This is a genomic window from Nocardia sp. FBN12 (assembly GCF_054031145.1).
The window spans coordinates 6,493,529-6,518,361 of record NZ_CM132926.1 but is presented as its reverse complement, the minus strand read 5'-3'; the positions used below and the strand labels follow the sequence as shown (position 1 = coordinate 6,518,361).

Annotated in this window: 27 protein-coding genes; 15 read left to right on the top strand and 12 right to left on the bottom strand. The window is 67.5% G+C overall.

The features are described 5' to 3' along the window. Positions 1-43: 43 nt before the first annotated feature. The 4 genes from ACWZHB_RS30735 to ACWZHB_RS30720 all read left to right on the top strand — a co-directional run bounded on the left by ACWZHB_RS30735 (position 44) and on the right by ACWZHB_RS30720 (position 3,765). Positions 44-1,093: an acyl-CoA dehydrogenase family protein gene (locus tag ACWZHB_RS30735; RefSeq protein WP_427905229.1), complete on the top strand. Its 1,050-nt coding sequence runs from the start codon at positions 44-46 to the stop codon at positions 1,091-1,093. A 128-nt stretch (positions 1,094-1,221) separates the two neighbouring features. Then, positions 1,222-1,674, top strand: coding sequence for a MarR family winged helix-turn-helix transcriptional regulator (locus tag ACWZHB_RS30730; protein WP_427905228.1), 453 nt, complete (start codon positions 1,222-1,224; stop codon positions 1,672-1,674). A 17-nt stretch (positions 1,675-1,691) separates the two neighbouring features. Beyond that, entirely contained in the window at positions 1,692-2,915 is a 1,224-nt protein-coding gene (locus tag ACWZHB_RS30725; RefSeq protein ID WP_427905227.1) for an MFS transporter, read from the top strand. A gap of 106 nt (positions 2,916-3,021) precedes the next feature. After that, complete coding sequence (locus ACWZHB_RS30720; RefSeq protein WP_427905226.1) at positions 3,022-3,765, top strand: DUF427 domain-containing protein; 744 nt, start codon at positions 3,022-3,024, stop codon at positions 3,763-3,765. On the opposite strand, the gene ACWZHB_RS30715 is transcribed toward ACWZHB_RS30720, so the two are convergent. Together ACWZHB_RS30715 and ACWZHB_RS30710 are read right to left on the bottom strand one after the other, a co-directional pair. Then, positions 3,766-4,188, bottom strand: a complete 423-nt coding sequence (locus ACWZHB_RS30715) for a hypothetical protein (RefSeq protein ID WP_427905225.1) — start codon at positions 4,186-4,188, stop codon at positions 3,766-3,768. It lies immediately after the preceding gene. A 1-nt stretch (position 4,189) separates the two neighbouring features. Then, positions 4,190-5,365, bottom strand: coding sequence for a Rieske 2Fe-2S domain-containing protein (locus ACWZHB_RS30710; RefSeq protein ID WP_427905224.1), 1,176 nt, complete (start codon positions 5,363-5,365; stop codon positions 4,190-4,192). A 207-nt stretch (positions 5,366-5,572) separates the two neighbouring features. Here ACWZHB_RS30710 and hsaA point away from each other — a divergent pair, with 207 nt between their 5' ends. Genes hsaA through hsaB form a run of 4 tightly spaced genes read left to right on the top strand, consistent with a single transcriptional unit; the run spans position 5,573 to position 9,108 of the window. Beyond that, positions 5,573-6,736, top strand: a complete 1,164-nt coding sequence (gene hsaA / locus ACWZHB_RS30705; RefSeq protein ID WP_427905223.1) for a 3-hydroxy-9,10-secoandrosta-1,3,5(10)-triene-9,17-dione monooxygenase oxygenase subunit — start codon at positions 5,573-5,575, stop codon at positions 6,734-6,736. Positions 6,737-6,739: 3 nt separating this feature from the next. Beyond that, positions 6,740-7,609 (top strand): 4,5:9,10-diseco-3-hydroxy-5,9,17-trioxoandrosta-1(10),2-diene-4-oate hydrolase, encoded by an 870-nt coding sequence (gene hsaD, locus ACWZHB_RS30700; RefSeq protein WP_427905222.1) that lies wholly within the window; start codon positions 6,740-6,742, stop codon positions 7,607-7,609. Then, the gene (hsaC, locus tag ACWZHB_RS30695) at positions 7,610-8,515 is read left to right on the top strand and encodes an iron-dependent extradiol dioxygenase HsaC (RefSeq protein ID WP_427905221.1); all 906 of its coding nucleotides are present in this window, start codon (positions 7,610-7,612) and stop codon (positions 8,513-8,515) included. Between the two features lie 17 nt (positions 8,516-8,532). Further along, positions 8,533-9,108 carry a 3-hydroxy-9,10-secoandrosta-1,3,5(10)-triene-9,17-dione monooxygenase reductase subunit gene (hsaB, locus tag ACWZHB_RS30690; protein WP_427905220.1) on the top strand — a complete coding sequence of 192 codons (576 nt, stop codon included), beginning with the start codon at positions 8,533-8,535 and terminating at the stop codon, positions 9,106-9,108. A 107-nt stretch (positions 9,109-9,215) separates the two neighbouring features. Here hsaB and ACWZHB_RS30685 read toward each other — a convergent pair whose 3' ends face one another. Then, positions 9,216-10,412, bottom strand: coding sequence for a saccharopine dehydrogenase family protein (locus tag ACWZHB_RS30685; protein WP_427905219.1), 1,197 nt, complete (start codon positions 10,410-10,412; stop codon positions 9,216-9,218). A gap of 31 nt (positions 10,413-10,443) precedes the next feature. On the opposite strand from ACWZHB_RS30685, the gene ACWZHB_RS30680 reads away from it, so the two are divergent. Together ACWZHB_RS30680 and ACWZHB_RS30675 are read left to right on the top strand one after the other, a co-directional pair. Next, entirely contained in the window at positions 10,444-11,040 is a 597-nt protein-coding gene (locus ACWZHB_RS30680) for a TetR/AcrR family transcriptional regulator (protein WP_427905218.1), read from the top strand. Positions 11,041-11,088: 48 nt separating this feature from the next. After that, entirely contained in the window at positions 11,089-11,451 is a 363-nt protein-coding gene (locus ACWZHB_RS30675; protein ID WP_427905217.1) for a YdeI/OmpD-associated family protein, read from the top strand. An 83-nt stretch (positions 11,452-11,534) separates the two neighbouring features. Here the strand turns inward: ACWZHB_RS30675 and ACWZHB_RS30670 are convergent, their stop codons facing one another. Continuing rightward, positions 11,535-12,395 carry a MaoC/PaaZ C-terminal domain-containing protein gene (locus ACWZHB_RS30670; protein WP_427905216.1) on the bottom strand — a complete coding sequence of 287 codons (861 nt, stop codon included), beginning with the start codon at positions 12,393-12,395 and terminating at the stop codon, positions 11,535-11,537. 179 nt (positions 12,396-12,574) lie between these two features. Continuing rightward, entirely contained in the window at positions 12,575-14,269 is a 1,695-nt protein-coding gene (gene kstD / locus ACWZHB_RS30665; protein WP_427905215.1) for a 3-oxosteroid 1-dehydrogenase, read from the bottom strand. Between the two features lie 224 nt (positions 14,270-14,493). Between kstD and ACWZHB_RS30660 the strand changes: the two genes are divergently transcribed. The 3 genes from ACWZHB_RS30660 to dmpG are packed head-to-tail and all read left to right on the top strand — an operon-like array spanning position 14,494 to position 17,272. Continuing rightward, on the top strand, positions 14,494-15,279 hold the full coding sequence (locus ACWZHB_RS30660; RefSeq protein ID WP_427905214.1) for a 2-keto-4-pentenoate hydratase: 786 nt from the start codon (positions 14,494-14,496) through the stop codon (positions 15,277-15,279). A gap of 19 nt (positions 15,280-15,298) precedes the next feature. Then, positions 15,299-16,204 (top strand): acetaldehyde dehydrogenase (acetylating), encoded by a 906-nt coding sequence (locus ACWZHB_RS30655; protein WP_427905213.1) that lies wholly within the window; start codon positions 15,299-15,301, stop codon positions 16,202-16,204. Positions 16,205-16,216: 12 nt separating this feature from the next. Then, positions 16,217-17,272 (top strand): 4-hydroxy-2-oxovalerate aldolase, encoded by a 1,056-nt coding sequence (gene dmpG / locus ACWZHB_RS30650; protein ID WP_427905212.1) that lies wholly within the window; start codon positions 16,217-16,219, stop codon positions 17,270-17,272. Between the two features lie 70 nt (positions 17,273-17,342). Here dmpG and ACWZHB_RS30645 read toward each other — a convergent pair whose 3' ends face one another. Next, positions 17,343-18,101: an SDR family oxidoreductase gene (locus tag ACWZHB_RS30645; RefSeq protein ID WP_427905211.1), complete on the bottom strand. Its 759-nt coding sequence runs from the start codon at positions 18,099-18,101 to the stop codon at positions 17,343-17,345. A gap of 71 nt (positions 18,102-18,172) precedes the next feature. On the opposite strand from ACWZHB_RS30645, the gene ACWZHB_RS30640 reads away from it, so the two are divergent. Further along, a complete protein-coding gene (locus ACWZHB_RS30640; RefSeq protein WP_427905210.1) occupies positions 18,173-18,520 on the top strand; it encodes a winged helix-turn-helix transcriptional regulator in 348 nt (115 codons plus the stop codon). A gap of 62 nt (positions 18,521-18,582) precedes the next feature. Further along, a complete protein-coding gene (locus tag ACWZHB_RS30635; RefSeq protein WP_427909358.1) occupies positions 18,583-19,410 on the top strand; it encodes a GNAT family N-acetyltransferase in 828 nt (275 codons plus the stop codon). 8 nt (positions 19,411-19,418) lie between these two features. On the opposite strand, the gene ACWZHB_RS30630 is transcribed toward ACWZHB_RS30635, so the two are convergent. From ACWZHB_RS30630 to zapE, 6 genes are all read right to left on the bottom strand, one after another. After that, positions 19,419-19,868, bottom strand: coding sequence for a hypothetical protein (locus ACWZHB_RS30630; RefSeq protein WP_427905209.1), 450 nt, complete (start codon positions 19,866-19,868; stop codon positions 19,419-19,421). Further along, a complete protein-coding gene (locus ACWZHB_RS30625) occupies positions 19,865-21,139 on the bottom strand; it encodes a DUF58 domain-containing protein (protein ID WP_427905208.1) in 1,275 nt (424 codons plus the stop codon). Before ACWZHB_RS30625 ends, ACWZHB_RS30630 begins: the two co-directional genes overlap by 4 nt. Next, positions 21,136-22,098 carry an AAA family ATPase gene (locus ACWZHB_RS30620; protein WP_427905207.1) on the bottom strand — a complete coding sequence of 321 codons (963 nt, stop codon included), beginning with the start codon at positions 22,096-22,098 and terminating at the stop codon, positions 21,136-21,138. Before ACWZHB_RS30620 ends, ACWZHB_RS30625 begins: the two co-directional genes overlap by 4 nt. 17 nt (positions 22,099-22,115) lie before the next feature. Further along, a complete protein-coding gene (locus ACWZHB_RS30615; RefSeq protein WP_427905206.1) occupies positions 22,116-22,610 on the bottom strand; it encodes a hypothetical protein in 495 nt (164 codons plus the stop codon). Between the two features lie 70 nt (positions 22,611-22,680). Then, positions 22,681-23,610: a DUF4129 domain-containing protein gene (locus ACWZHB_RS30610; RefSeq protein ID WP_427905205.1), complete on the bottom strand. Its 930-nt coding sequence runs from the start codon at positions 23,608-23,610 to the stop codon at positions 22,681-22,683. A gap of 138 nt (positions 23,611-23,748) precedes the next feature. Continuing rightward, positions 23,749-24,777 carry a cell division protein ZapE gene (gene zapE, locus ACWZHB_RS30605; protein ID WP_427905204.1) on the bottom strand — a complete coding sequence of 343 codons (1,029 nt, stop codon included), beginning with the start codon at positions 24,775-24,777 and terminating at the stop codon, positions 23,749-23,751. Positions 24,778-24,833 lie beyond the last annotated feature (56 nt).

The following is a 24,833-nucleotide window of genomic DNA, read 5'->3' as shown; positions in this document are numbered from 1 at the left end:
CGACGCTCTCCCGCCTGCATCACCGAGCCCTACGAGGAAACCCATGTCATCGAATGAACTACTCGAATTCCGGACCTCCGTGCGGGCCCTGCTCGGCAAGCACGCCACGTCGGCCGCGCTGCGTACCGCCATGGACACCGACCTCGGCTATGACCCGAAGTTGTGGCGGATGCTGTGCGAGCAGGTCGGGGTAGCCGCGCTCGCGGTGCCGGAGGAGTGGGGTGGCGCGGGCGCCGGACTCGTCGAATCGCTCATGGTCGTCGGCGAATTGGGGCGGACGCTGAGTGGGGTGCCGATGCTCGGGTCGGCGGTGCTCGGGGTGCAGGCGATCTTGCTGGCCGGCGACGAGCAGTCCTGCGCCCGGCTGTTGCCCGATCTGGCAGAGGGGTCACGCACGGCGGCCCTGTGCTGGGCCGACGCCGACGGCTGGGATTCGGCCGGGGTCAGCGCGGCGGCTGGCAAGCTCAGTGGCGCAGCACATTACGTGCTGCACGGAGCGCAGGCGGACCTGCTTCTGGTGCTGACCGATGACGGGCTGTTCGAGACAACCGCCGACGCACCCGGCGTGATCATCACCGAGACGCCCGCACTCGATCCCACTCGAAAACTCGCCACCATCACCTTCACCGATGCCCCCGCCACCAGGATCGGCACCGGCGACCCCGCGGTGCTGCGCCGCCGACTGCGCGAAATCGCCTGGGCGGCACTGGCTGCCGAGCAGGTAGGTGCGGCCCGGCACTGCCTCGAGATGACGGTCGAATACACCGCGTCGCGCGTGCAGTTCGGTCGTCCGATCGGCAGCTTCCAGGCGCTCAAGCACCGGATGGCCGACATGTACGTGCTGGTCGAGTCGGCCGAATCGACGGCCTTGGCCGCAGCACTGGCGGTAGCCGAGGACAGCCCGTCGGTCGCGGAGGACGCCTGGGTCGCGCGTAAGCACTGCACCGAGACCTTCTCCACGGTGACCGCCGAGACCATCCAGCTGCACGGCGGCATCGCCATCACCTGGGAACACGACGCCCACCTCTACTTCAAGCGGGCCCACGCCACCGCCGAGCTGTTCGGCACCGGCCGACGCCCGGTCGCGGCCTAGCCGAATTCACCGAAAGCCCTGGTCGCAGCCCTGCGGCCAGGGCTTTCGGCATGCTGTGCGCCATTTCACCGAGCCTACGGGCGGACGGGTCTGGATTTAAATAGTTAGCTTATGTAATATAATTTCCCGTGAAGCAGACAGCGCAGCCATCGCCGGACGACATCGTGGTCGACCTGCTGGTCACAGCTGGTCGGCTCACCCGACTGGCCGGGGCGATCAGCAACGACGATCTGCCCCGCGCGGTCCTGCGGGCTCTTGCCGTGCTCGACGAGCACGGTGGTCTGCGGGTCAGCGACTTCGCCCGGATCGACAGATGTTCCCAACCGGCGGCAACGGCGCTGATCGGTCGACTCGTCACCGACGGCTTCGCCACCCGCACCAAGGACCCGCACGATTCCCGGGCAGCGCTCATCGAGCTCACCCCGGCCGGCCGGTCCCGCCTCACCGAGGCCAGGCGCGCGTTCGCCGCCGCCATGGCACCCGGACTCGCCGATTTCGATCGCGATCGGCTGGTCCGCCTCGATACCGACATGAACGACCTGCTGGCAGCCCTTCGCCCGGTTGCCCGCGGTCATCAGTGACGCAACCAGGAGCGCCCATGAACGTGCGCGACGACAACGCCGCAACCTCCCAGCCCAAGGCCGTGTGGGCCGTCGCCTTCGCGAGCGTCATCGCGTTCATGGGCATCGGCCTCGTCGACCCCATCCTCAAGCCGATCGGCGAACAACTGAACGCGACGCCCTCGCAGGTGTCGCTGCTGTTCACCAGCTACATGGCCGTCACCGGCGTCGCCATGCTGGTCACCGGCGTGATCTCGAGCCGCTTCGGCGCCAAGAAGACGCTGCTGTCCGGGCTGGCGATCATCATCGTGTTCGCCGCGCTGGCAGGCATGTCCGGCAGCATCGGCGAGATCATCGGCTTCCGCGCGGGCTGGGGTCTCGGCAACGCCCTGTTCATCGCGACGGCGCTGGCCACCATCGTCGGCGCGGCCACCGGTGGGGTCGCCAAGGCGATCATTCTCTACGAGGCCGCGCTCGGCATCGGCATCGCGACCGGTCCGCTGCTCGGCGGTGTGCTCGGTGGAATCAGCTGGCGTGGACCGTTCTTCGGCGTTTCGGTGCTGATGGCCGTGGCCTTCATCGCGATCGTCGTGCTGCTGCCGGAGACACCGAAGTCCGCGCACCCGACCTCGATCACCGCGCCGTTCAAAGCCTTGCGGCACAAGGGATTGCTGACCGTCAGCATCACCGCGCTGCTCTACAACTTCGGCTTCTTCACCCTGCTCGCGTTCACCCCGTTCCCGCTGGACATGGGCACCTACGCGATCGGCTTCATCTTCTGCGGCTGGGGCATCCTGCTCGCCGTGTCCTCGGTGTTCCTTGCGCCGAAACTGCAGGCGCGCTTCGGATCTCTGCCGATGATGGCCCTGTCGCTCGGCCTGTTCGCGATCGACCTGGCCGTGATGGGCATGTTCACCGAGCACAAGATCGTGCTGATCGTCGGCGTCGTGATCGCCGGTGCGTTCCTCGGCGTGAACAACACGCTGATCACCGAGGCCGTGATGATCTCGGCGCCGGTCGAGCGGTCGACCGCGTCGGCGGCGTACAGCTTCGTCCGCTTCGGTGGCGGTGCGGCGGCGCCGTGGGTGGCGGGCAAGCTCGGTGAGCACAATATGTCGCTGCCGTTCTGGCTCGGCGCGCTCTGCACGGCCGCCGCGGTCGCGGTCCTGTACATCGGCCGCGGCGCGCTGGCCCACATCGACGACCACGACCCGGCTCCACACAGCATCGAGGAAGCACAGGCCATCACCGTCGGCGATTGAGCTGTATTTCTGGAGCGCTGGCGCGCTCGAATTCGCGGCCGCTGCGCGTCCGGCCCCTCCCTAGAGGTCGGGGTTCGGGGTTTGCGGTTCGGGTAACGTCGGCGTCATGACCGAGCGTGGGCGTGTCAGGGTGGAGACCGGGCAGAAGCGGGTGCGGGTATATCTGCGCGGGAAGGTGGTGGCCGACACGCTTCGGCCGCTGCTGGTCTGGGAAATTCCGTACTACCCGACCTACTACGTGCCGCTCCCCGACGTGCGCGCCGACCTGGACCCGAACGGGACCACCGAGCACTCCCCCAGTCGTGGTGAGGCGACGGGTTACGACGTGGAGGTCGAGGGCCTGCGGGCCGACGGTGCCGCGCTGCGCTATCTCGACTCTCCACTGCCGGAGCTGAAAGACGCTGTGCGACTCGACATCGCCGCGTTCGACTGGTTCGAGGAAGACGAGCAGATCTTCGTCCATCCACGCGACCCGTACTCGCGCGTGGATATCCTCGGCAGTTCCCGGCACGTGCGGGTGGAGATCGACGGAGTCACCGTCGCGGACTCGCGTTCGCCCCGCATTCTGTTCGAAACCGGCTTGCCCGCAAGGTATTACCTGCCGCTGACCGATGTTCGGATGGATCTGCTCGCGCCGTCGGACACGCACACCAGCTGCCCGTACAAGGGCACCGCCGACTACTGGAATGTGCGGATCGACGACACCGAACACCCCGACATCGTCTGGATCTATCGCACGCCACTGCCGGAGAGCCAGAAGGTCGCGGGCCTGGCGTGCTTCTACAACGAGAAGGTCGACATCTACCTCGACGGGGTGCGCCAGGATCGCCCGCACACACCGTTCGGCTGACTACTCGGGGATCTCGAGCACACCCTCGTCGACCGCCCACTTGATCGACTTCTCCAGTGACGGACAGGATTCCGGCCGACCCGGGCGCGCACCGTGTGCGGCCATCTGCGCGAAAACCGGGCAGTGCGCCTCGGGTCGTTCGGTCCACTGCACCGAGGTCTGGTGCGCGCTCGACTTTCGCACCAGGACCTGCGCCGAGCACGCCTGACACCGCAGTGGCGTCAGACCCGTGTCGAGATAGTGCTGCTTGTCGACCACGGTTTGCGCCCGCACCGCCGCCTGCCGCACGGGCTGATCAGCGAAATCTGGCGCCTTGGCCCAGGTCGGGCGATTCCCCGCACGTGGTGAGGTATCGCCCGACCCCGGCTCAGCCGAAGCGAGCCGCGACGGATCGCCGGACCTTTGCGGCTCGCTCGAACTCATATCAGACGCCCGCTTCCTCGGATTCGGCCTTGCGGCGCAGGTTCTCGGCCACCTCGGCCTCCCATGCCTGATTCGCCTTGGTCGTGTCGACCTCGAACTCGAAGCGCTGGGTCATCTTCTCGGTGACGTCGGCGACGTCGACGTAGAACTGGTCGTACCAGCGACGCAGCTGGTAGACCGGGCCGTCCTCCTCGCAGAGCAGCGGATTCTCGACCTTGGACTTGTGCTTCCAGATCTCCACGTCCTGGAGGAACCCGTCGCCGAAGAACTTGGCCATCGTGTCGGCCAGCTTCTTCGCGGCCTCGTCGGGGATGCCCTTGGGCTTCTCGACGCTCAGGCCCCACTGCAGCACGAACGAATCCTGGCTGACCGGGTAGTGGCAATTGATCAGCTGGACCTTGATCTCGTACCCGCTGTAGATGTTCACCAGCGGATTGATCATGTAGGACGGCCCGAAGTAGGACGCTTCCGATTTCAGCAGCGTGTCGCCGCCGTGCTTGGCGGCCATGCCGACGTCGGGGCGGCCCTTGGTCTCCAGGAACTGCGTCGCCACATGCCCTTCGAAGACGTTCTTGAAGAACGTCGGGAAGGCGTAGTGGATGTAGAAGAAGTGCGCCATGTCCACGACGTTGTCGATGATCTCGCGGCAGTTGGCGCCCTCGATCAGCAACGTGTCCCAGGTCCAGTCGGTCCAGCCGCTGTTGTGGGTCTCGGTCGGGTTGCCCTGTTCGTCGGTGTACGGGCCCTCGATATGCGGGATCGTGACCTCGGGGGGCGGTTCGTTGCCCTCGTGGTCGTGCCAGATGAACAGCTGACCGTTGCGCTCGAGCGTGGTCCACTTCCTGGTGCGGGCCAGCGGCGGAACGCGGCGCGCGTACGGAATCGCGGTGCACTTTCCGCTCGCGCCCCAGCGCCAGTCGTGGAACGGGCAGGCGATGTCGTCGCCCTTCACCGTGCCCATGCTCAGATCGCCGCCCATATGCCTGCAGTAGGCGTCGAGCACGCGGATCTCGTCGTCGGTATCGGTCCACACGACGAGCTTGGTACCGAAGATCTCTACCGCGTGCGGCTTGCCGTCGCGGTACGTCGACGCGAGGCCGACACAGTGCCAGCCGCGCGCGAACCTCGTCGGCGGTGCACCGACATCGAGTTCCCTCACCTTGGGGTTGATCGCCATCCCGAACCCTCCTCGTTCACTAGAACACGTTACAAAACTGAGCCACTTCACGCCAGTTGTCCAGCGAACTTCCTTGTTGACTCCTGTTATATCCGAGGTAGGGCGATCTTCTCGACAGAAACGAGAACCTGTTCTAATCTCAGAGTCGAACCAAGCAGACGAATAGAACCGGTTGTCGATCCGACACAGGCAGGAGCGGGCTCCGAAATGACGCAAGAAGTGACCGAACGGGTCGAGGCACTGCTGCCGACGCTGCGTGAGCGTGCGCAGGAGGCCGAGGACCTGCGCCGCATCCCCGAAGAATCCATGAAGGCGCTGCAGGAGACCGGTTTCTTCCGGCTGCTCCAGCCAAAGCAGTGGGGCGGCCACGCCGCCGATCCGGTGGTCTTCTACGACAGCGTGCGCAGGATCGCCAGCGCGTGTGGTTCCACCGGCTGGGTGGCGGGCATCATCGGGGTGCACAACTGGCACCTCGCGCTGTTCGATCAGCAGGCCCAGCAGGACGTGTGGGACGAGGACACCGATGTGCGCATCTCGTCCTCGTACGCACCGATGGGTGCGGGACAGGCCGTCGACGGTGGGTACATCGTGCGCGGTTCGTGGGCTTGGTCCTCGGGTTCCGATCACGCGACCTGGGCGGTATTGGGCGGTCCGGTGATCAAGAACGGCAAGCCGGTCGACTTCGGCAGCTTCCTGATCCCGCGCTCGGACTACCGCATCGATGACGTCTGGAACGTCGTCGGCCTGCGTGGCACCGGCTCGAACACCGTCGTCGTCGAGGATGTTTTCGTCCCGACGCACCGGTTCCTGAGCTTCCGCGCGATGAGCGAGGGCCGCGCGCCTGGCATCGAGCAGAATCCCGACCCCGTGTACAAGATGCCGTGGGGCACCATCCACCCCACCACCATCTCCACGCCGATCGTCGGCATGGGCTACGGCGCCTACGAGGCGCACGTCGAGCACCAGGGCAAGCGCGTGCGCGCGGCTTACGCCGGCGAGAACGCCAAGGACGATCCGTTCGCCAAGGTGCGCGTGGCCGAGGCGGCCAGCGATATCGACGCCGCGTGGCGTCAGCTCTCGGGCAATGTCGCCGACGAGTACGCGCTGCTGCTGGCCGGCGAGGAGGTGCCGTTCGATCTGCGCGTGCGCGCCCGTCGCGACCAGGTGCGCGCGACCGGTCGGGTGATCGCCTCGATCGACAAGCTCTTCGAGTCCTCCGGTGCGACCGCGCTGGCCAACGGCACTCCGCTGCAGCGCTTCTGGCGTGACGCGCACGCCGGGCGGGTGCACGCGGCCAACGATCCCGAGCGCGCCTACGTGATGTACGGCACGCACGAGTTCGGGCTGCCCGTCACCGACGCCATGGTGTAGCCGATGACCCAGACCGCGGAACTCACGTACGAATCGACCTCACGCTTCGCGCAGGTCACTCCCGATCTGAAGCTGCACTACCACGAAGCCGGGGTGGGCAACCCGACCACGATCGTGCTGCTGCACGGTGGTGGGCCCGGCGCCTCGGCGTGGTCGAACTTCGCCCGCAACATCCCGGTGCTGGCCGAGCACTATCACGTGATCGCGCCCGATCAGCCGGGATACGGCAAGTCCGACAAGCCGATCGACCACCCGCAGTACTTCGTGCACAGCTCGAACGCACTGCTCGCGCTGCTCGATCACCTGGAGATCACCGACCGGGTGCACCTGCTCGGCAACTCCCTCGGCGGCGGCGCCTCGGTGCGGTTCGCGCTCGATCACCCCACCCGCGCGGGCAAACTCGTGCTGATGGGCCCGGGCGGGCTGAGCACCAACCTGTTCGCGCCCGACCCCACCGAGGGCGTGAAGCTGCTCTCGAAGTTCACCTACGAACCGACCAGGGACAACCTGGAGAAGTTCCTGCGGATCATGGTCTTCGACCAGTCCCTGGTGACCGAGGAGCTCATCGATGAGCGGTTCGCGCTCGCCAGTACCCCTGAGTCGCTGGCCGCGATGAAGGCGATGGGCAAGTCCTTCGCCAGCGCCGACTTCGAGAAGGGCATGCTGTGGCGTGACGCGTACAAGCTGCGTCAGCCGGTGCTGTTGATCTGGGGTCGCGAAGATCGGGTGAACCCGCTCGACGGTGCGCTCATCGCCACCAAGGTGATCCCGCGCGTGCAGCTGCACGTGTTCGGTGGCTGCGGGCACTGGGCACAGCTGGAGAAGTTCGACGAGTTCAACCGGCTCACGGTCGATTTCCTCGGGGAGAAATAAATGAGTATTCGTGCCCTGGGCTACATGCGCATCGAGGCCACCGACATGGCGGCCTGGCGCGAGTACGGCCTCAAGGTGCTCGGCATGATGGAGGGCACCGGGCTCGACCCCGATGCGCTCTACCTGCGCATGGACGATTTCGCCGCACGACTGGTGATCGTTCCCGGCGAGCAGGACCGGCTGCTGGTCTCGGGCTGGGAAGTCACCGACGGACCGGGCCTGCAGCAGCTGCGCGAGACCCTGAGCAAGGCCGGGGTCGCCTTCACCGAAGGCACAAAGGAAGAGCTGGGCGAGCGCCGCGTCGAAGGGATGATCCGGTTCCAGGATCCGTCCGGGAACACCCTCGAGGCGTTCTACGGCGCGCAGTACCTGGGCCGCCGCTTCGTGAGCCCCTACGGCCACAAGTTCGTCACCGCCGAGCAGGGTCTGGGCCACGTGGTTCTCACCTGCACCGACGATGCCGCGGCGCAGGCGTTCTACCAGGACATCCTTGGCTTCCGGCTGCGGGACTCCATGCGGCTGCCACCGCAGATGGTGGGCCGTCCCGCCGACGGCGACCCGGCCTGGCTGCGCTTCTACGGCTGCAACCCGCGCCATCACGCGCTGGCGTTCCTGCCGCTGCCGAACCCCACCGGCATCGTGCACCTGATGGTCGAGGTGGAGAACTCCGACGACGTCGGCCTCTGCCTCGACCGCGCCTACCGCAAGAAGGTGAAGATGTCGGCCACCCTCGGCCGCCACATCAACGACAAGATGCTGTCCTTCTACATGAAGACTCCCGGCGGATTCGACATCGAATTCGGCTGTGAAGGACTCGAAGTCGACGACCACGAATGGATCGCTCGCGAATCGACCGCGGTCAGCCTGTGGGGTCACGACTTCACTGTCGGATTCAAGCAGCAATAGGAACGGCGGCGAAGGACATGACTGAACAGACCCCGGCGATCGACGGTCGCCAGTTCCGCACCGTGCTGGGACAGTTCTGCACCGGCATCACCGTGATCACCGCGCTCGATCCGGCCGGTGAGCCCATCGGGTTCGCCTGCCAGTCCTTCGCCGCGCTCTCCCTCGACCCACCCCTTGTGCTGTTCTGCCCCACCAAGGGGTCGCGGTCGTGGGCGGCGATCGAGGCGGCGGGCAGGTTCTGCGTGAACGTGCTCTCCGAGGAGCAGCAGCCGACGTGCGCGCGTTTCGGCTCCCGCGAGACCGACAAGTTCGCCGGAGTCGGCTGGCATACCTCCGAACTGGGCGTTCCGGTGCTCGACGATTCACTGGCCACCATCGAGTGCACGGTCGACTCCGTCATCGACGGCGGCGACCATTACATCGTCATCGGCCGAGTCCACGCACTCGCGGAATCGGCCACCACCGGCGGTCGCCCACTGCTGTTCTACCGTGGCCAATACACCGGCATCGAGCCGGACAAGACGACCCCCGCCCCCTGGCGCGCGGACCTGGACCACTTCCTCACCACCACCAGCCTCGACACCTGGCTGTGAATCGGCCTGCCTGAGCAGGCGATCACGGCATGGGCCCGCGCTGCCGACGCGAACTCGTTCGGGTCGGCAGCGCGGGCCGACACCGTCGGGATCGCCTGGGCGTCAGCTTATTTCGCGGTGAGCAGCGCGGTCAGCAGCGCGGACGACAGGGCTGCCGCGTTGTCCTCCTCGGTCGACCAACTGCGGGTGGTGACCGTCATCGCGGCCGGGCGCGGTGCGCCGAGACAGTGCGGGGCGAACGCGGCGAAGAATTCGCGCGGATCGAGGAGCGTCTCCGGCGTGTGGACGCCGGGGTTTCTCGACCACGAGAGTGCCGCGACCGCCAACGGCACGCCGGTGTTGTCGGCCATGGTGAGGCCGGGAACCTGGCACAGTGCCGTGGCGGCGGTCCCAGCGACGCCCGCACGCAGGCCCGTCGCGATAGCGAACAGCGGTGGTAGGCCACCGGCCGTGATCAGTTTCGCCGGATCGGCGGGGACGAGTCGCTCGACGCGAGCCGCCACTCCGGCCGCCTGATCGAGCGTCAGCAGGCGAGCGCCCATCGCCCAGCGCAGTGCCAGCAGCGCGCCCGAAGTCGAGCGGTCACCGACGACAACGGTTGTCGCGTCGCGGAGTTCGGGAAACGCTCGCGCCACGGTGACCGCTTCCGGATGCCCGAAGCTGCGGCCTACGCCGGTGCCGAGTCCTGGGTAGTCGATGCGCATCCGTTCCAGCGCCGGACGCTGCGTGCGCACACCGTCGCGGATGACCGGGATGTCACCGGCGATCTGACGCATGCCGTGCACCACCGCAGCGGTCGCCCCCGGACCGGCTGGTTCGGTGTGCGCGGAGTGAATGTTCCAGCCGGTGACCACGGAGTCGACCCGGTCCAGCTCCGAGCCCGCCAGCACGGCGAGCAGATTGGCGATGCCAGGGCTGGCGCCCATGCCGACCAGCGCTGTCACCCCCGCCGCCCGCGCCTGCGCGTCCAGTTCCAGCATGTCCACAGTCGGCTGCGGATCGTCGCAGATGTCGATGTAGTCGCAACGCGCGGCGATCGCCGCCGCCAGGATCGGCGGGCCGAAGCGGAAGTACGGGCCGACGGTGTTCACCACCAGATCGGCCTCGCCCATCGCGGCAGCCAGCGCGGGGCCGTCGGTGACATCGAGGCGACACGCGGTGGCGCCCAGTTCGTCGGCGAGCTCGCGCGCCGCCACCTCGTCCCGGTCGGCGATCGTCAGTGCCGTCACCCTGTCGTCACCGTGCATGATGCGGGCGGCGACCCGGCCCATCTCCCCTGCTCCACCCAGCGCGAGAACTCGCATGACTGCCTCCCCGTCGAATATATTGACTATCATGACAGTAAATAAAGTCGGCCGTCCGAGCAAGGCCAAGGAGCGGATCGGTCAGATTCTGCGGGCCGCGCGTTCTGTGGTGGCGACCGACGGTTTCGCCGATACGACGCTGTCGCGGGTGGCCGCGGCGGCCGGGGTGCAGCGCACGCTGGTTCTGCACTATTTCGGCAGTAGAGACGGGCTGATGCGAGCGTTCGTCACCGAGTCCGTCGCCGCGTACGGTGACGCGCAAGTGCGGCTGGGCGCCGAGGGGCCGATCGAGGATCGGGTGGCACGGATGTTCGCACCGGGCGCCTACGGGAACCGCGACGACCTGGTGGTGTGGAGCGAACTGGTGAATCTCGCGGCACGCGATGAGGTTGTCCACCAAGGCCTGCGGGAGTTGTGGACCGAGCGCTGGCTACCCGATCTGGAACGCCAACTCGCCACCGCCTACCCGGCCGCCCCGGCGGATCGCGTCGCCACCGCCGCCTACGGGCTCGCGTGCCTGTTCGAGGCGCACTGGGCATTTCACCTGCAGGGAGTCGTCGATTCCGTGCGCACCGACCAGGCCACCCGAGCGGCCGAGGACCTCTTGGCAACGCTCGAGCCGAGGTGAATTCAAAGTGCTCATTCGGTGAGCGCTTTGCGGCGGAGGATCGATGCCATGGACCTCGAATTCATCACCTGCGCCGACGCCGACGAATGGGAAACCTGGCTGGCGACGAATCACGCCGACGCGCCAGAAGTGTGGGTCCTGATCGCCAAGAAGAACGCGCCGAACAAATCGGTGACGATCACCGAAACCCTTGACGGCGCCCTCTGCTACGGCTGGATCGACAGCCACCGCCGCAGCTTCGACACCCACCACTACTTGCAGCGCTACTCCCCGCGCCGAGCTCGCAGCCCCTGGTCGCGAATCAACGTCGCCAAGGCCGAAGCCCTCATCGCCGCGGGGCGTATGCGGCCCGCCGGGTACGCGGCCATCGAATCGGCCGTCGCCGACGGCCGCTGGGCAGGCGGCGCGTAGGACGCCAGCAAAATCACCAGGCCACCAGGGACTTTCGCGGTCGGGCGAGAGTACCGTGGCGGCCTGGTGATCAGTGGTCCGGATCAGGCGATACGCAGGGCGACGTCGCTGAGCACGGGGGCGTCGTCGCGTTCGACGACCGTGACGACCGCGATCAGCTCGTCACCTTCGCGCCAGACCTTGGTGCGCAGGGTCTCGCCCGGGTAGAGGACGCCGGCGAACTTGGCTCGGAAGCCGCCGACCCGGGTGGCGTCACTGTCGAGCAGGGCGTCGGTCATGGCCTTGCAGACCGTGCCGTAGGTGGAAAGGCCGTGCAGGATTGGCGCGGGAAAGCCTGCGCCACGGGCGAATTCGGGGTCCGAGTGCAGTGGGTTGCGGTCGCCCGAGAGCCGGTACAGCAGGGCCTGCTGCGGCATGGTCGGAGTGAGCAGCTCGGCGTCGGGGGCGCGGTCGGGCAGTTCGGTGCGGGCGCTCGGGCCGCGTTCGCCGCCGAAGCCGCCTTCACCCTTGGCGAAGATGGAGGACCGCACGGTCCACAGCGGTTCACCGTCGGACCCGGTGACGGTGTGCTCCTGCACGATCACCGCGTTGGCGCCCTTGTCCCAGATCTCGGCGATCCGGCCGACCGAGACCGCCTTGCCGGTGGCGGGAATCGGCTTGTGCACCAACACTTCCTGGTGCCCGTGCACGACCTTGGCCAGGTCGATCTCGATGCCGGGAAAACTCACCCGCGGCGGCTCGGTCTCGCCGAGAGTCGGAGCCACCGTCGCGAAGGTCGGCAGCACCTGGGGTGCGCGATCGTCGAGGTAGGCCAGCTCGGCGGGGTCGGTCGGTCGGGCGCCCGCGCCCAGGCCCAGGTGGTAGAGCTGCACGTCGGTGGGCGTCCAACTGAACTCGCGGGCGGGCAGTGTCGCGCCGAGCGCGGTCGCAAGATCAATGGGCATGGGTTACTCCTGCGGGTGTGGTGAGCGGTCTGAGTTCATGCGGTGCACTGCGGAGGTGGCACGACCGTGCACTCGATCGCACGACAATGCCACCTCCGATCATGCGTCGGCCTCGTCCGCCGACCCAGTCGAGACGTCGATGACCGCCAGGTAGCCGATCGTGATCGTCGGGCTGACGCTCATGCGCTGGTCTTCGTCGAGTCGGTCGACTTCTTGGCGACGATGTCGAGAATGGCCAGGTAGGCGAAGGTGATCGCGGGGCCGATGGTGGCGCCGGGCCCCGCGTAGGTGTGGCCCATCACCGGCGCGCTGGTGTTGCCCGCGGCGTAGAGGCCGTCGATGACGGAATCGTCTTCGCGCAGCACGCGTCCGGCGGTGTCGGTGACGAGGCCACCCTTGGTGCCGAGGTCGCCGGGCACCATCTTCGCCGCGTAGAACGGGCCCTGCGACAGTTCGGCCAGGCACGGATTCGGCTTCACGGTCGGGTCGCCGTAGTAGCGGTCGTAGTGGCTGTTGCCGCGGCCGAAGTCCTCGTCCTTGCCCGCGGCGGCGAAGCCGTTGAAGCGCTCGACCGTCGAGGTCAGGTTGTCGGCGGGCACGCCGATGCGCTCGGCCAGCTCCTGGATCGTGTCGGCCTTGACGATGTTGTCGTTCTCCATCCAGCGCGACGGGAAGCGCTGTCCTGGTTGCAGTCCCGCGAAGATGTAGCGGTTGCGGTAGCGCTGGTCGAACACCAGCCAGGACGGCACGTTCTCGCCGGGGCCTGCGCCCTGACCGTACTCACCGCCGTACATGGTGTGCACCGCCTCGACGTACGGAGCCGATTCGTTGCCGAACCGCTCGCCGCGATCGTTGACCATGATGGTGCCGGGCAGGTTGCGCTCGGCCAGCGCGAACCAGGGCTTGCCGCCCTTGAAGATCGTCGGACCCCACCAGGCGTCCTCCATGAATCCGACCGTCGCACCCGCTGCCATACCCGCGACGATGCCATCGCCGGTGTTGGCCGCGGCCCCTGTTGTCCACTCAGTGGTTATCGGCTGCCGCTGATACTTGGCCCGCATGTCGGCATTGTGCTCGAACCCGCCCGCGCCGAGGACCACTCCGAAGCGCGCGGTGAAGACGACCGGCTTGCCGTCGACGGTGGCTTCGACCCCGGTGACCTTGCCGTCGGTGACCACCAGGTCGGTGAGCGGGGTGTTGAGCAGCACCGGCACGCCGGCGTCGAGCAGGCCCTTGCGCATGGCGGCGATGATGGCCTGGCCCATGCCGAGCAGATGCTTACCGGTCCACTTGGCCAGGTAGGTGCGCGCGCCGACGCGCAGCGCCCGCATCGCGCCCTTGGGATGACGGCGGATCAGGTTGAGCCGCACGAAGTCGGCCTGCATGACGACCACGTTCAGCGGCGCCTTGGCGTAGGGCGGTTCCAGATTGGCCAGTTCCGCACCGAGCACCTTGCCGTTGAACGGCGTCGGTTCGCACGAACGCCCCTGGCCGAGCCCGCCCGGCGCCTCGGGGTAGTAGTCGGAGTAACCGGGAACCCACTTCATCTTCAGCGGGGTGTGGTCGAGGACGAAGTCGAACGCCTCGGCGCCACGATCGAGATAGGTGTCGATCTTCTCGGCGGGCACCACGTCGCCGATGATGCTGTGCAGATAGGTGCGCGCGGCCTCGCGGTCGTCGGGGCGGCCGGAGGCGAGCAACGCCTTGTTGCCCGGAATCCAGACGCCACCGCCGGATCGGGCCGTCGACCCGCCGTAGTGCGCGGCCTTCTCCAGCACCACCACGCTCAGTCCCTTGTGGGCCGCGGCGAGAGCCGCGGTCATCCCGGCGGCGCCGCTCCCGACGACCACGACATCGTATTCCCGATCACTCATATAGAACACGTTATAGAAGCGCTTCGAAGTTTGACAGCCGAAAGTAGAACTTGTTCCAGCGGGCTTCATCGTTTGCCCTAGACAAAGTGGAACGTGTTATAGAAATCACCTGTAGTCGCGTTGTATGGTCAGGTGAACCGGTGACGTCGTCAGGCGAAACCAGTTACAGTTTTGAGGTCTGGAACGTCCTGTCCGACCCATGCCGTGCTGCCAAGGAGGTCCGCGTGCTGCCTGACGCGGTACGAACTCAACTCGCCGACGAACTCGCCCGCGCCGAAGACGACCGGGTCGCCGTGGCGCCCCTCGTCGACCGGTTCCCCGACATCGATGTGGTCGATGCCTACGAGATCCAGCTGCTCAATATCCAGCGCAGGCTGCGCACCGGTGCTCGGGTCGTCGGACACAAGGTGGGACTGTCGTCGAAGGCGATGCAGGAGATGATGGGCGTCGACGAGCCCGACTACGGTCACCTGCTCGCCGATATGGAGGTCTTCGAAGATGTCCCCGTCGACACCTCGAAGTTCCTGCTGCCGCGCGTGGAGGTCGAGGTCGGATTCGTGCTCGGCGCCGATCTGCCCGGCGAGGACTGCACCGAAGCCGATGTGCTGGCCGCGACCGTCGCGTACGCGCCCTCGATCGAACTCATCGACTCACGCATCAAGGACTGGAAGATCGGCCTGACCGACACCATCTCCGACAACGCCTCCTCGGCCGGGTGGGTGCTCGGCAAGGAGCGCGTCGCACCCGGCGACATCGACATCACCGCGATCGACGCCGTACTCACCCGCAACGGCGAGGTCATCGCCGAGGGCCGCAGCGACGCGGTGCTCGGCGATCCGGTGATCGCCGTGGCGTGGCTGGCGCGCAAGGTCGCGACCTTCGGGGTGCGGTTGAAGAAGGGCGACATCGTGCTGCCCGGTTCCTGCACCCGCGCCATCGACGCCCGTCCCGGTGACGACTTCCATGCCGAGTTCTCCGGGCTCGGTTCTGTCCGTCTGCGTTTCAGCTGAACTTCCCAAGGAGTACACCGTGACCAGCAAAGTCACCGCCGCGATCGTGGGGTCCGGCAACATCAGCACCGACCTGCTCTACAAGCTGCTTCGCTCGGACAAGATCGAGCCGCGCTGGATGATCGGCATCGACCCGGATTCGGAGGGGCTGAAGCGGGCACGCGGACTGGGTCTGGAAACCTCCGCCGAAGGCGCGGACTGGCTGCTCGCCCTCGACGAGAAGCCGGATCTGCTGTTCGAGGCCACCTCCGCCTACGTGCACCGCGCGTACGCGCCGAAATACGAGGCCGCGGGCATCCGCGCCGTCGACCTCACCCCGGCCGCGGTCGGCCCGGCCGTGATCCCCGCGGTGAACCTGGATTCGCTGCGGGACGCGCGCAACGTCAACATGATCACCTGCGGTGGCCAGGCCACCATTCCCATGGTGGCGGCGGTGTCGCGTGTCGTGCCGGTGGCCTACGCCGAGATCGTGGCGTCGGTGGCCTCGGTATCGGCCGGTCCGGGCACTCGCGCGAACATCGACGAGTTCACCAAGACCACCTCCAAGGGTGTCGAGACCATCGGCGGAGCGCAACGCGGTAAGGCCATCATCATCATGAACCCGGCGGAGCCGCCGATGATCATGCGCGACACCATTTTCTGTGCCATTCCCGAGGACGCTGATCGAGACGCCATCGCCGAGAGCATCTTCGCCATGGAGAAGTCGATCCAGCAGTACGTTCCCGGCTACCGGCTACTCAACGATCCGCAGTTCGACGACCCGTCGGTGATCTCCGGTGGCATGGCGAAGGTGTCGATCTTCGTCGAGGTCGAAGGCGCGGGCGATTTCCTGCCGCCGTACGCGGGCAACCTCGACATCATGACCGCCGCCGCCACCCGCGTGGGTGACGTGCTGGCCGACCAGATCACTTCGGCTCGGGTGTAAGGAGTTTCGACCATGAGCAATATCCTCAAGCCCTTCTCGGGCGAACTCGATGTGCGGGTCACCGACACCTCGCTGCGCGACGGCTCGCATCACAAGCGTCACCAGTTCACCGTGGCCGAGGTGCGCGATATCGTTGCCGCCCTTGATGGTTCGGGCGTCCCGGTGATCGAGGTGACACACGGTGACGGTCTCGGTGGTTCCTCGTTCAACTACGGTTTCTCGAAAACCCCTGAGCAGGAGCTGATCAAGGCCGCCGCCGAGTCCGCCAAGCAGGCCAAGATCGCCTTCCTCATGCTGCCGGGCGTCGGCGTGAAGGAAGACATCAAGGTCTCCCAGGACAACGGCGCGTCCATCTGCCGTATCGCCACCCACTGCACCGAGGCGGATGTCTCGATCCAGCACTTCGGTCTCGCGCGCGAACTCGGCCTCGAGACCGTCGGCTTCCTCATGATGGCCCACTCCACCACCCCGGAGAACCTGGCCAAGCAGGCCCGCATCATGGCCGACGCGGGCTGCCAGTGCGTCTACGTCGTCGATTCCGCGGGCGCGCTCGTTCTCGAGCAGGTCTCCGACCGTGTCTCCGCCCTGGTCTCCGAACTCGGCGACGACGCCCAGGTCGGCTTCCATGGCCACGAGAACCTCGGCCTCGCCGTGGCGAACTCGGTCTACGCCGTGCGCGCGGGCGCCACCCAGATCGACGGCTCGGCTCGCCGTTTCGGCGCGGGCGCGGGCAATCTGCCGGTCGAAGCCTTCATCGGCGTCTGCGACAAGCTCGGTATCAAGACCGGCGTCGACTTCTTCGCCGTCACCGACGCCGCCGAGGACGTCGTCCGCCCGGCCATGCCGTCGGAATGCCTGCTCGACCGCCAAGCCCTGATGATGGGCTACGCGGGCGTCTACTCCAGCTTCCTGCGCCATGCCGAACGCCAGGCCGAACGCTACGGCGTCTCCGCCGCCGAAATGCTCGTCCGCGCAGGCAAGCGCAAGCTCGTCGGCGGCCAGGAAGACCAGCTCATCGACATCGCCCTGGAACTCCAGCGCGAAGCTTCGGTCACCGCCTCGGCCTGAAGCGGACCCTCCTGACGGCGTGACCCGGCACCCGGGTCACGCCGTTCGGCGTGCCGGGCCCACATCGTGGTCACCTCGTGAGCGCACCGGCGGCGAGGTAGTCGTCGCCGCCGACGTAGTACGTGTGGCCGTCGGCGCCCGATTCGGTGCCTGCCCGAACGATCACCCGCGCGAAATCCTCGACCGTCGGCAGAGGGCCCGCCGCGCGGCGGGACTCGACGCTGCCGGGGTCGCGCCGTTCCAGCAGGCGGACGATGATCGTCCCGTCGATCATGTCGCCGGACACCACCGTGAAACCGATTCCGCGCTCCCGGAATTCGGGCATCAGCGCTCGTAGCGCGTCCTCGCCGGCCCGCTTGCTCCGCGCTATCGGCGTGTAACCCGCTGGCACGTCGCCGTTCTCGTGGATGAAGTGCGCCTGATGGCTGGTCACGAACACGATCCGGCCACCCTGGGCGATCAGCGGCAGCAGCGCCGTCGCCAGGTTCACCTGCGCGTCCCGGTTGAGCCGGAGCGCGTACCCGGGATCGGCATCCCGTTCGAGCCCGCCGGAAGCGTTGAGCACCAAGGTATCCAGCCGACCGAATGTCCGGCCGATCTCCTCGACCATCGACTCGACAGCCGCCGGATCGCAGACATCGGCACCGAGCACCGAGGCACTCCCACCCGCCGCCACGATCGCGCCGGCGACATCCTCTGCCCGCTTGCGCTTCTCCCGGAAGTTCACGACGACATGCGCTCCCGCCGCCCCGAACTGCGCGGCCGCCTCCGCCCCGATCCCCCGCGAGGCGCCGGTCACCAGCACGATCCGCCGCGTTGTCGAATCCATCGTCGATCTCCTCGTCACATCCCCGACCGGTCATAACGCTTCTCATTCAGAAGCAACTATCGTGCTTCTGAATGAGAAGCGCAACCGGCGACGAGCCACCACCAGCGATCCTGGCCGCGATCGACCTACTCGGCCAACGCTGGATGCTGCGCGTCATCTGGGAACTCGAGCCCGGCCCGCTCGGCTTCCTCGACCTGCGCCGACGCATGGGCAACTGCTCGTCGAGCATGCTCTCGGACCGGCTCCAGCAACTCCAGTCCGCGGCACTGATCCGCAAGAACGGCCAACGCGGGGCCTACGAACTCACCACCGAGGGCGCCCTGCTCGCCGAATCCCTCCAGCCCCTGTGGGACTGGTCCGAGAACCGGTCACCCACCGGCGACGGCAACGGCCGGATCCCCTGGCGGCCGGAGCGCTGAGGTCTCCGAAACTCGCTGGACAGTGGCGATATAACTGACGCATGAGCGAAGATTCCGCAGCGTTGTTCTGTGATTCCGAGATGGCCGCGCGGATCGAGCGGATGGAGACCGGCGTCATCGTCAGCGGCGTGCGCGCGGGACTCGATCGAGCCGGCGGGCCTGGGTTCGCGCGAGAGATCGCCGGTGGCGCAGCGTGTTTCGCGGGGCCGAACTCGCCCATGAACAAGGTGGCGGGAGTGGGGTTCGGCGCAGTGCCTTCGACCGCGCAGTGGGCGGCGGTCGAAGCGGCCTATGCCGAGGTGGGAGCGCCCGTTCAGGTGGAGTTGGCACATCTCGCCGACCCGCGGATCGGGGCAGACCTGACCGCGCGCGGGTACCGATTGATGTCGTTCGAGAACGTGCTCGGCCTGCGTCCGCGGGGACGTACCTGGCCGATTCCGACGTCGGTCGACGTACGCCGCGACGACGAGGGCGGGTTCGACACCTGGCTCGATATCGTCGTCGAGGGCTTCGCCCACCCTGACGGTGACGGTCTCCCCGCTCACGAAGATTTCCCGCGCGACATCCTCGCCATTGCGATCCGGGACCTGACCCCGACCGGCAGCTCCCACCGCTACGTGGCCTACCGCGCAGGCGAGCCCGCGGGCGGTGCCACCCTCCGGGTGATCGACGGCATCGCCGTGCTCGGCGGGGCGGCTACCCGGCCGCAACACCGCCGAAAGGGTGTCCAGACAGCGCTCCTCGCCGCCCGCCTCAGCGCGGCATCCGCGACCGACTGCGACCTCGCGGTCATCACCACCGAGCCAGGCTCGAAGTCCCAGCGCAACGCCCAGTCCCAGGGCTTCACCCTGCTCTACACCCGCGCGGTGCTGGTCAAGGATCCCGCCTGAGGCGAGTCCTACTCGATGCGGATCTCTTCGACGGTGGGGCCTTTGGCCGAGAGGCCGCTGACCAGGAGCGCGTAGATCGCGACGATGAGAATGGGGGCGGCCAGCGGCGCCCAGATCAGCTGGACGGGGACCATCGCGGCGGTGGCGGCGGCGATGGTGAACAGGACCGCGCCGCCGACCGAGGGGATGGTGGTGGGCACTACGCCTTCGGGGGCGTGCAGGACGGCGGCGTTCAGCAAGTAGGTGGTGGCCACCAAACCTGTTGCCGCTGAGGCTATGACGCCGACATCGGCGAGTGCCAGGGCGGCGATGGCGATCAGGACGGCGCCGACCGAGGCGGGGCGCCACCACCAGCTCGCGATGACAAGGGCCAGCGACGCCACCCCGGCGATGGGGTTGATCAGTGCGACCGCGGCAACCAGGAGCAGACCGGCCAGCAGGGCGAGGAATCTGGTCATCGGCGCACCCGGACGGCTCGGCGGTGTTCGGGCAGCAGGCGCATGGCCTGGTCGAGGCGGGTGCCTTCGGGCCAGGCGATGATGTCGACGCCGACGGTGCCCATGTCGCGGTACATCGAGGCGCGTTCGAGCTGCCACATCTTGGCCATGGTCGGGTCGAGGCCGTCCTCGAAGGGTGTGCCGCGCAAGACGTCGACCGCGACCACCACGTGGCCGCGTTTGCGCAGGTCGATCAGGGACAGCGCGAACTGGGTGTCGAGCAGAGTGGAGAAGGCGACCACGATCGCGCCGATCGGGACGGCGGCGTGCGGTGCGAGGGTGCCGGTGGTCTCGACGTGTTCGTCACCGACGCCGAGGACGGTGTCGACGATGCGATAGAACTGCCTGCGGCCGATATCGGGGCGCAGCCAGCGGGGCGATTCGCCGAGGCAGACCACAGCGGTGCGGTCGCCGGATTGCAGGGTCGACTGCACCACCTGGGCCGCGCCGCGCACCGAGAGTTCCAGTGACGCGCTGGCCGGGCCGGGCGCCTGCTGGGAGGTGTCGACCATGACGACCACGTCGGCGGAGCGGTTGGTGAAGCGCTGGGTGACGTAGAGCCTGCCGCGCCGTGCGCTCACCGGCCAGTTGACGGTGCGCAACTGGTCGCCCGGCGCGTAGGCGCGGATATCGGCGTATTCGACGCCGGGGCCGTGCCTGCGGGTCAGGTGGGTGCCGATGCGATCGGGAAGTTCGGTGCGCGGCAAGCGCATTCGCTGTGGGTCGGCGATGGGATAGACGTAGAGCTTGGCGGCGGGCAGCTCGGTGGTCGCGACCGCGAGACCGGCCGGGCTCAGCGCCGAGACCTTGACCTGCACCGGATAACGTCCCCAGCGGGTGGCCGAGAGCCCGAGCCGCATGCCAGCGGGGGCACCGCCGGAATCATGGGATTCCTCGACCTCGATCTCCAGGCCCGGCATCGGCATGGCCGTCATCCGCAGCAGCGCGTGCCCGCTCTCCACGAAAGCGACAGCGCTGCAACCGATCACCTCGTTCTCGAAACAGCGAACGGTGCCGCTGCCGTCGACCTGCACTCTGGTCGGCGCCTGCTGCCACGGCGCGGTGGCGAGCACACCGAGCATCGGGGCGGCGAAGACGACCAGCTGCCACTGTCCGAGCAGCACCGCGACGACCAGCGCCGCTGCCGCGCAGCCGGCCAGGATGAACACCAGCGGCGCGGGCCGCCACCGGAGGTCGACCTCGACCGTTCTGGATTCGTCGCGATGCTTCATGTGCTTGTGGCGCGGGGCACCGGTAGCCGGCGGAGTAGTTCGGTGATGACGTCTTCGCCGCGGATCCGGCGCACCCACATCTCGGGGCGCAGGGTGATGCGATGCGACATCGCCGCTACCGCGAGCGCTTTCACGTCTTCGGGGATCACGTAGTCGCGGCCGAGCAGCAGCGCCCTCGCCCGCGACATCTGCACGAGGTCGAGTTCGGCACGCGGGCTGGCACCGACTTCCACCTGCGGATGACTGCGGGTGGCCGAGGCCAGGGCGACGACGTAACTCACCACATCGGGATGCACGGTGACGAATTCGACCGACTGACGCATTTCCAACAGCCCCTGCGCGTCGACCACCTGGCCGACCTGCGGTGCGGTGGAACCACGTTCGAGCCTGCGCCGGATCATCTGCGTCTCGTCGGCCTCGGAGAGGTAGCCGAGGCGCAGCTGAATGGCGAAGCGGTCGAGTTGCGCCTCCGGCAGCGGGTAGGTGCCCTCGTACTCGATCGGGTTGTCGGTGGCCAGCACCACGAACGGCTGTGGGAGCAGGAAGGTTTCACCGTCGATGCTCACCTGACCCTCGGCCATCGCCTCCAGCAGCGCGGCCTGGGTCTTGGGCGGAGTGCGGTTGATCTCGTCGGCGAGCAGCACATTGGTGAACACCGGACCGCGCCGGAAGTTGAACCGGCCCGACGCCATGTCATAGATCGTCGACCCGAGCAGGTCGGCGGGCAGTAGATCGGGCGTGAACTGCACGCGGGTGAAGTCGAGTCCGAGCGCGGCCGCGAAAGACCGTGCGATCAGGGTCTTTCCGAGACCTGGCAGGTCCTCGATGAGGACGTGCCCGCCGGCCAGCACGGCAATCATGATGAGCTGCATCTCATCTCGCTTGCCGACCACGACCCGGCCCAGTTCGCGCAGCACGGCATCGGAGCGCTGGACGGTCACGTTCAACGGCATTGTCATCGGTGGCCTCTAACCCCTCACATCGTCTGCAAACGGCGCAGGATCTCATCCAGCGCCTCTCTACCCGGTGCGCGACCGATCTGATCGCGCAGCGCGGAGTTCGCCGGATCCACCCAGCGCCACAGTTCGGGACCGAACTGCAGCTGACCGGCGGCCTCGGTGGCCCGGCGATTCTTGGAAACCCTCAACCCGGTGGACAATTCGAACTCTTTGGCGAGCAAGGGACGCAGGTGGCGGTCCCAGTCGGCGCGGGTGCCGTCGGCGCGGGCGGTGAGCATCTCGGCGCGCGCGTGCCAGCGACCGAGCATCTCCGCCGGTCCGTTGTCGATGTATTCGGTGAGCGGTTCCTCGCGAATCACCCGGTGGCGCAGCGACCAGACCAGCATCGCGAGCGCCACGGCCACCGGAACGGCGACCGCGAGCAGCACCGAGTCACGATCCAGCCGCACCAACGCCACTTCGATCACAGCGACCGCGAGCACGGCCGTGACAATCACCGAAGTCCGACTCACGCTGCGCCCTCCTGGCATGCTCGGGCGCCCTGCGTGGTGACGCGAGCTGCCGCCTCCGGGCGCTGACCGCTCATGCCGTCACCAACCGATGCTGCAGATCGGTGAGCACGATGCGGAGCAGTTGTTCGGCGCGCATGCGCTGCCATTCGAGCATCGAGTGCGGGCTGAACCGCGCCTCCTCGAACAGCGCGACCAGCTCGCGGGCCGAAGCATCGTGCAGCACACCACTTTCGAACGCTCGCGCGAGTACTTCCATCGGGGTGTCCGAGGCGAGCGGGCGGGCGGCGCGGTCGCTGGACAGGCCGCGCTCCATCGCCACATAGCAGGCGATGATGGCGGTGCGCGGGTCCTGGCCAGGGGCGTTCATCGCGGCGAGGCCCATTTCGGCTGCGCGCGTGAGGGAATCGACTTCGCTGGGAGACGGCTCGTCCTCGACGGGCACGGCGGAGGCCGGTTCGCGGCGCGCGGCCACCGCGACGACGATCAGGCCGAGCAGCGCGACCACGATCAGCACGATGGCCAGGACCGCGGCGATCACCAGGGCGGTACCGGTGAGTTCCGTCGGCCCGGTCGTCGGGTCGGCGGCATGGGTATCGGTGGTGGGGACCGGGCCCGAACCCTCGGTCAGTGTCTCGGAGGCGGGACTCATCGGGCGGGCGCCGGGCAGCAGGAACAGCGCGGTGACGCCACCGGCGAAGATCAGCGCGACCGCGGCGACGGCGATCGGAACCAGCAGTGCGAGCCGGCGCCACTGGATGCGCGGCAGCGCGTCGCGCTCGGCCTCCGGCATCGCAAGGGGCAGCCGATGCTGGCTGGCGATCACGCCCGCGACCAGGATGACGATCGAGACCAGCAGCAATACCGGCATCACGGCGATGAGCAGTGGGGAAGGGGCTCCGGTCGAAGTCTCGCCGGAGCCGGGCAGCGTGCCCTGCAACGCGATCGTCGAAGCGACGACCAGTGCGATCACGACAATCGCCCGCGTTATGGGCTGATTCACCCCGATCACAGCTGTACCACCAAACCCCAGAGACTGCACAAAACAGCCACATAGTTACATGCCGAGTGGTCCGCTCGAGAGGAAATCGATGCTTTTGGACCTCTCCCCTCTTATTGTCCCCCCGGGATCAAGGGCTTGCTAAGCAGTGCGAACGTTCACCGCGCCAGTTAATGGCAACTCACCGAGGCGGCTGGCGGTGCGAGCCAGATCGGGGATCGCCGGGACGCCCGCTGTCAGGTCGTGTGCGGGCTCGGTGGCGTGGATGGTGAACGGGAGATCGGCGTCGTAGAGGACGTCCACGAGGTTCACCAGACGCATGGACCAGTCGGGTGGGACCTCGCGCAGTGGCGGGACCTGGCGCAGGGTCAAGTGGCGGTAGCGCTCGGTGAGTCGGAGGTAGTCGGAGGCACTGGTGGGGGCGGCGCAGATGTCGTGGAAGTCGACGGTGATGGTGTCGTCGGCGATGTGGGCGCGGAGGGTGCGGCCGTTGCCGAGAGGCACGTCGACAGCGGGCCGCCCGACGTCGCCGAATCCGGCAGGCTCGCCGCCGATGCGAGGGCGGGGAAACGCCGCTGTGAGCACGTAACAGCCTGCGAGGAAGCCGCTGTCACGGCGTGTGGTGCGGGTGCGGTAGTCGAGCGGCCCGTCGAGCGTGACGACGTTCTGGTTGGCCAGGATCTGCTCGATGGAGGGCAGGAAGTGGTCGTGGAACAGGGGGTTGGGCAGGAGGTCCTCGGGGCGGTAGTTCGAGGTGACGACGAGGGTGCGGTGGTCGGCGAAGAGGGCGTCGAGCAGGCGGGCGATCAGCATGGCGTCGCCGATGTCGGTGACGTGGAATTCGTCGAAGCAGATCAGGTCGGCGTCGCCGAGGAGCTCGTCGATGGCGCGTTCGATCGAGCCGAGGGTGTGGGCGTTGGTGTGCAGGGCCGCGAAGAAGCTGTGGAAGTGGAAGCGGCGCTTGCGGTTTGTGTCGACCGTGGCGAAGAAGCGATCCATCACCATGGTCTTGCCGCGACCTGGGCGTCCGTGCAGATAGATACCGGAGCGACCCGCCCGCTTGCCGCCGCGCCGCCCGCGTCCGACGTGCCGGTCGACCGGGACAAGTGCTGCGAGCGCGTTCAGAGCCGCCTGTTGTGCGGGGTCGAGCACCACGGTGCCGGGTTTCATGCGAACCTTCTTTCGTCCTCTACAGTTGTAGAGGACCGGCGGAGCTGACGGCCAGG

What these genes read in the sequence shown, in the direction of transcription:
- dmpG (WP_427905212.1), top strand. Translation starts at nt 16,217, where the DNA reads ATGAGCAATATCCTCAAGCCCTTCTCGGGCGAACTCGATGTGCGGGTC.
- ACWZHB_RS30720 (WP_427905226.1), top strand. Translation starts at nt 3,022, where the DNA reads ATGACCGAGCGTGGGCGTGTCAGGGTGGAGACCGGGCAGAAGCGGGTG.
- ACWZHB_RS30715 (WP_427905225.1), bottom strand. Translation starts at nt 4,188, where the DNA reads ATGAGTTCGAGCGAGCCGCAAAGGTCCGGCGATCCGTCGCGGCTCGCT.
- ACWZHB_RS30710 (WP_427905224.1), bottom strand. Translation starts at nt 5,365, where the DNA reads ATGGCGATCAACCCCAAGGTGAGGGAACTCGATGTCGGTGCACCGCCG.
- kstD (WP_427905215.1), bottom strand. Translation starts at nt 14,269, where the DNA reads ATGAGTGATCGGGAATACGATGTCGTGGTCGTCGGGAGCGGCGCCGCC.
- ACWZHB_RS30625 (WP_427905208.1), bottom strand. Translation starts at nt 21,139, where the DNA reads ATGAAGCATCGCGACGAATCCAGAACGGTCGAGGTCGACCTCCGGTGG.
- hsaB (WP_427905220.1), top strand. Translation starts at nt 8,533, where the DNA reads ATGACTGAACAGACCCCGGCGATCGACGGTCGCCAGTTCCGCACCGTG.
- ACWZHB_RS30645 (WP_427905211.1), bottom strand. Translation starts at nt 18,101, where the DNA reads ATGGATTCGACAACGCGGCGGATCGTGCTGGTGACCGGCGCCTCGCGG.
- ACWZHB_RS30675 (WP_427905217.1), top strand. Translation starts at nt 11,089, where the DNA reads ATGGACCTCGAATTCATCACCTGCGCCGACGCCGACGAATGGGAAACC.
- hsaC (WP_427905221.1), top strand. Translation starts at nt 7,610, where the DNA reads ATGAGTATTCGTGCCCTGGGCTACATGCGCATCGAGGCCACCGACATG.
- hsaA (WP_427905223.1), top strand. Translation starts at nt 5,573, where the DNA reads ATGACGCAAGAAGTGACCGAACGGGTCGAGGCACTGCTGCCGACGCTG.
- ACWZHB_RS30670 (WP_427905216.1), bottom strand. Translation starts at nt 12,395, where the DNA reads ATGCCCATTGATCTTGCGACCGCGCTCGGCGCGACACTGCCCGCCCGC.
- ACWZHB_RS30630 (WP_427905209.1), bottom strand. Translation starts at nt 19,868, where the DNA reads ATGACCAGATTCCTCGCCCTGCTGGCCGGTCTGCTCCTGGTTGCCGCG.
- zapE (WP_427905204.1), bottom strand. Translation starts at nt 24,777, where the DNA reads ATGAAACCCGGCACCGTGGTGCTCGACCCCGCACAACAGGCGGCTCTG.
- ACWZHB_RS30620 (WP_427905207.1), bottom strand. Translation starts at nt 22,098, where the DNA reads ATGACAATGCCGTTGAACGTGACCGTCCAGCGCTCCGATGCCGTGCTG.
- ACWZHB_RS30680 (WP_427905218.1), top strand. Translation starts at nt 10,444, where the DNA reads ATGACAGTAAATAAAGTCGGCCGTCCGAGCAAGGCCAAGGAGCGGATC.
- ACWZHB_RS30640 (WP_427905210.1), top strand. Translation starts at nt 18,173, where the DNA reads ATGAGAAGCGCAACCGGCGACGAGCCACCACCAGCGATCCTGGCCGCG.
- ACWZHB_RS30725 (WP_427905227.1), top strand. Translation starts at nt 1,692, where the DNA reads ATGAACGTGCGCGACGACAACGCCGCAACCTCCCAGCCCAAGGCCGTG.
- hsaD (WP_427905222.1), top strand. Translation starts at nt 6,740, where the DNA reads ATGACCCAGACCGCGGAACTCACGTACGAATCGACCTCACGCTTCGCG.
- ACWZHB_RS30685 (WP_427905219.1), bottom strand. Translation starts at nt 10,412, where the DNA reads ATGCGAGTTCTCGCGCTGGGTGGAGCAGGGGAGATGGGCCGGGTCGCC.
- ACWZHB_RS30735 (WP_427905229.1), top strand. Translation starts at nt 44, where the DNA reads ATGTCATCGAATGAACTACTCGAATTCCGGACCTCCGTGCGGGCCCTG.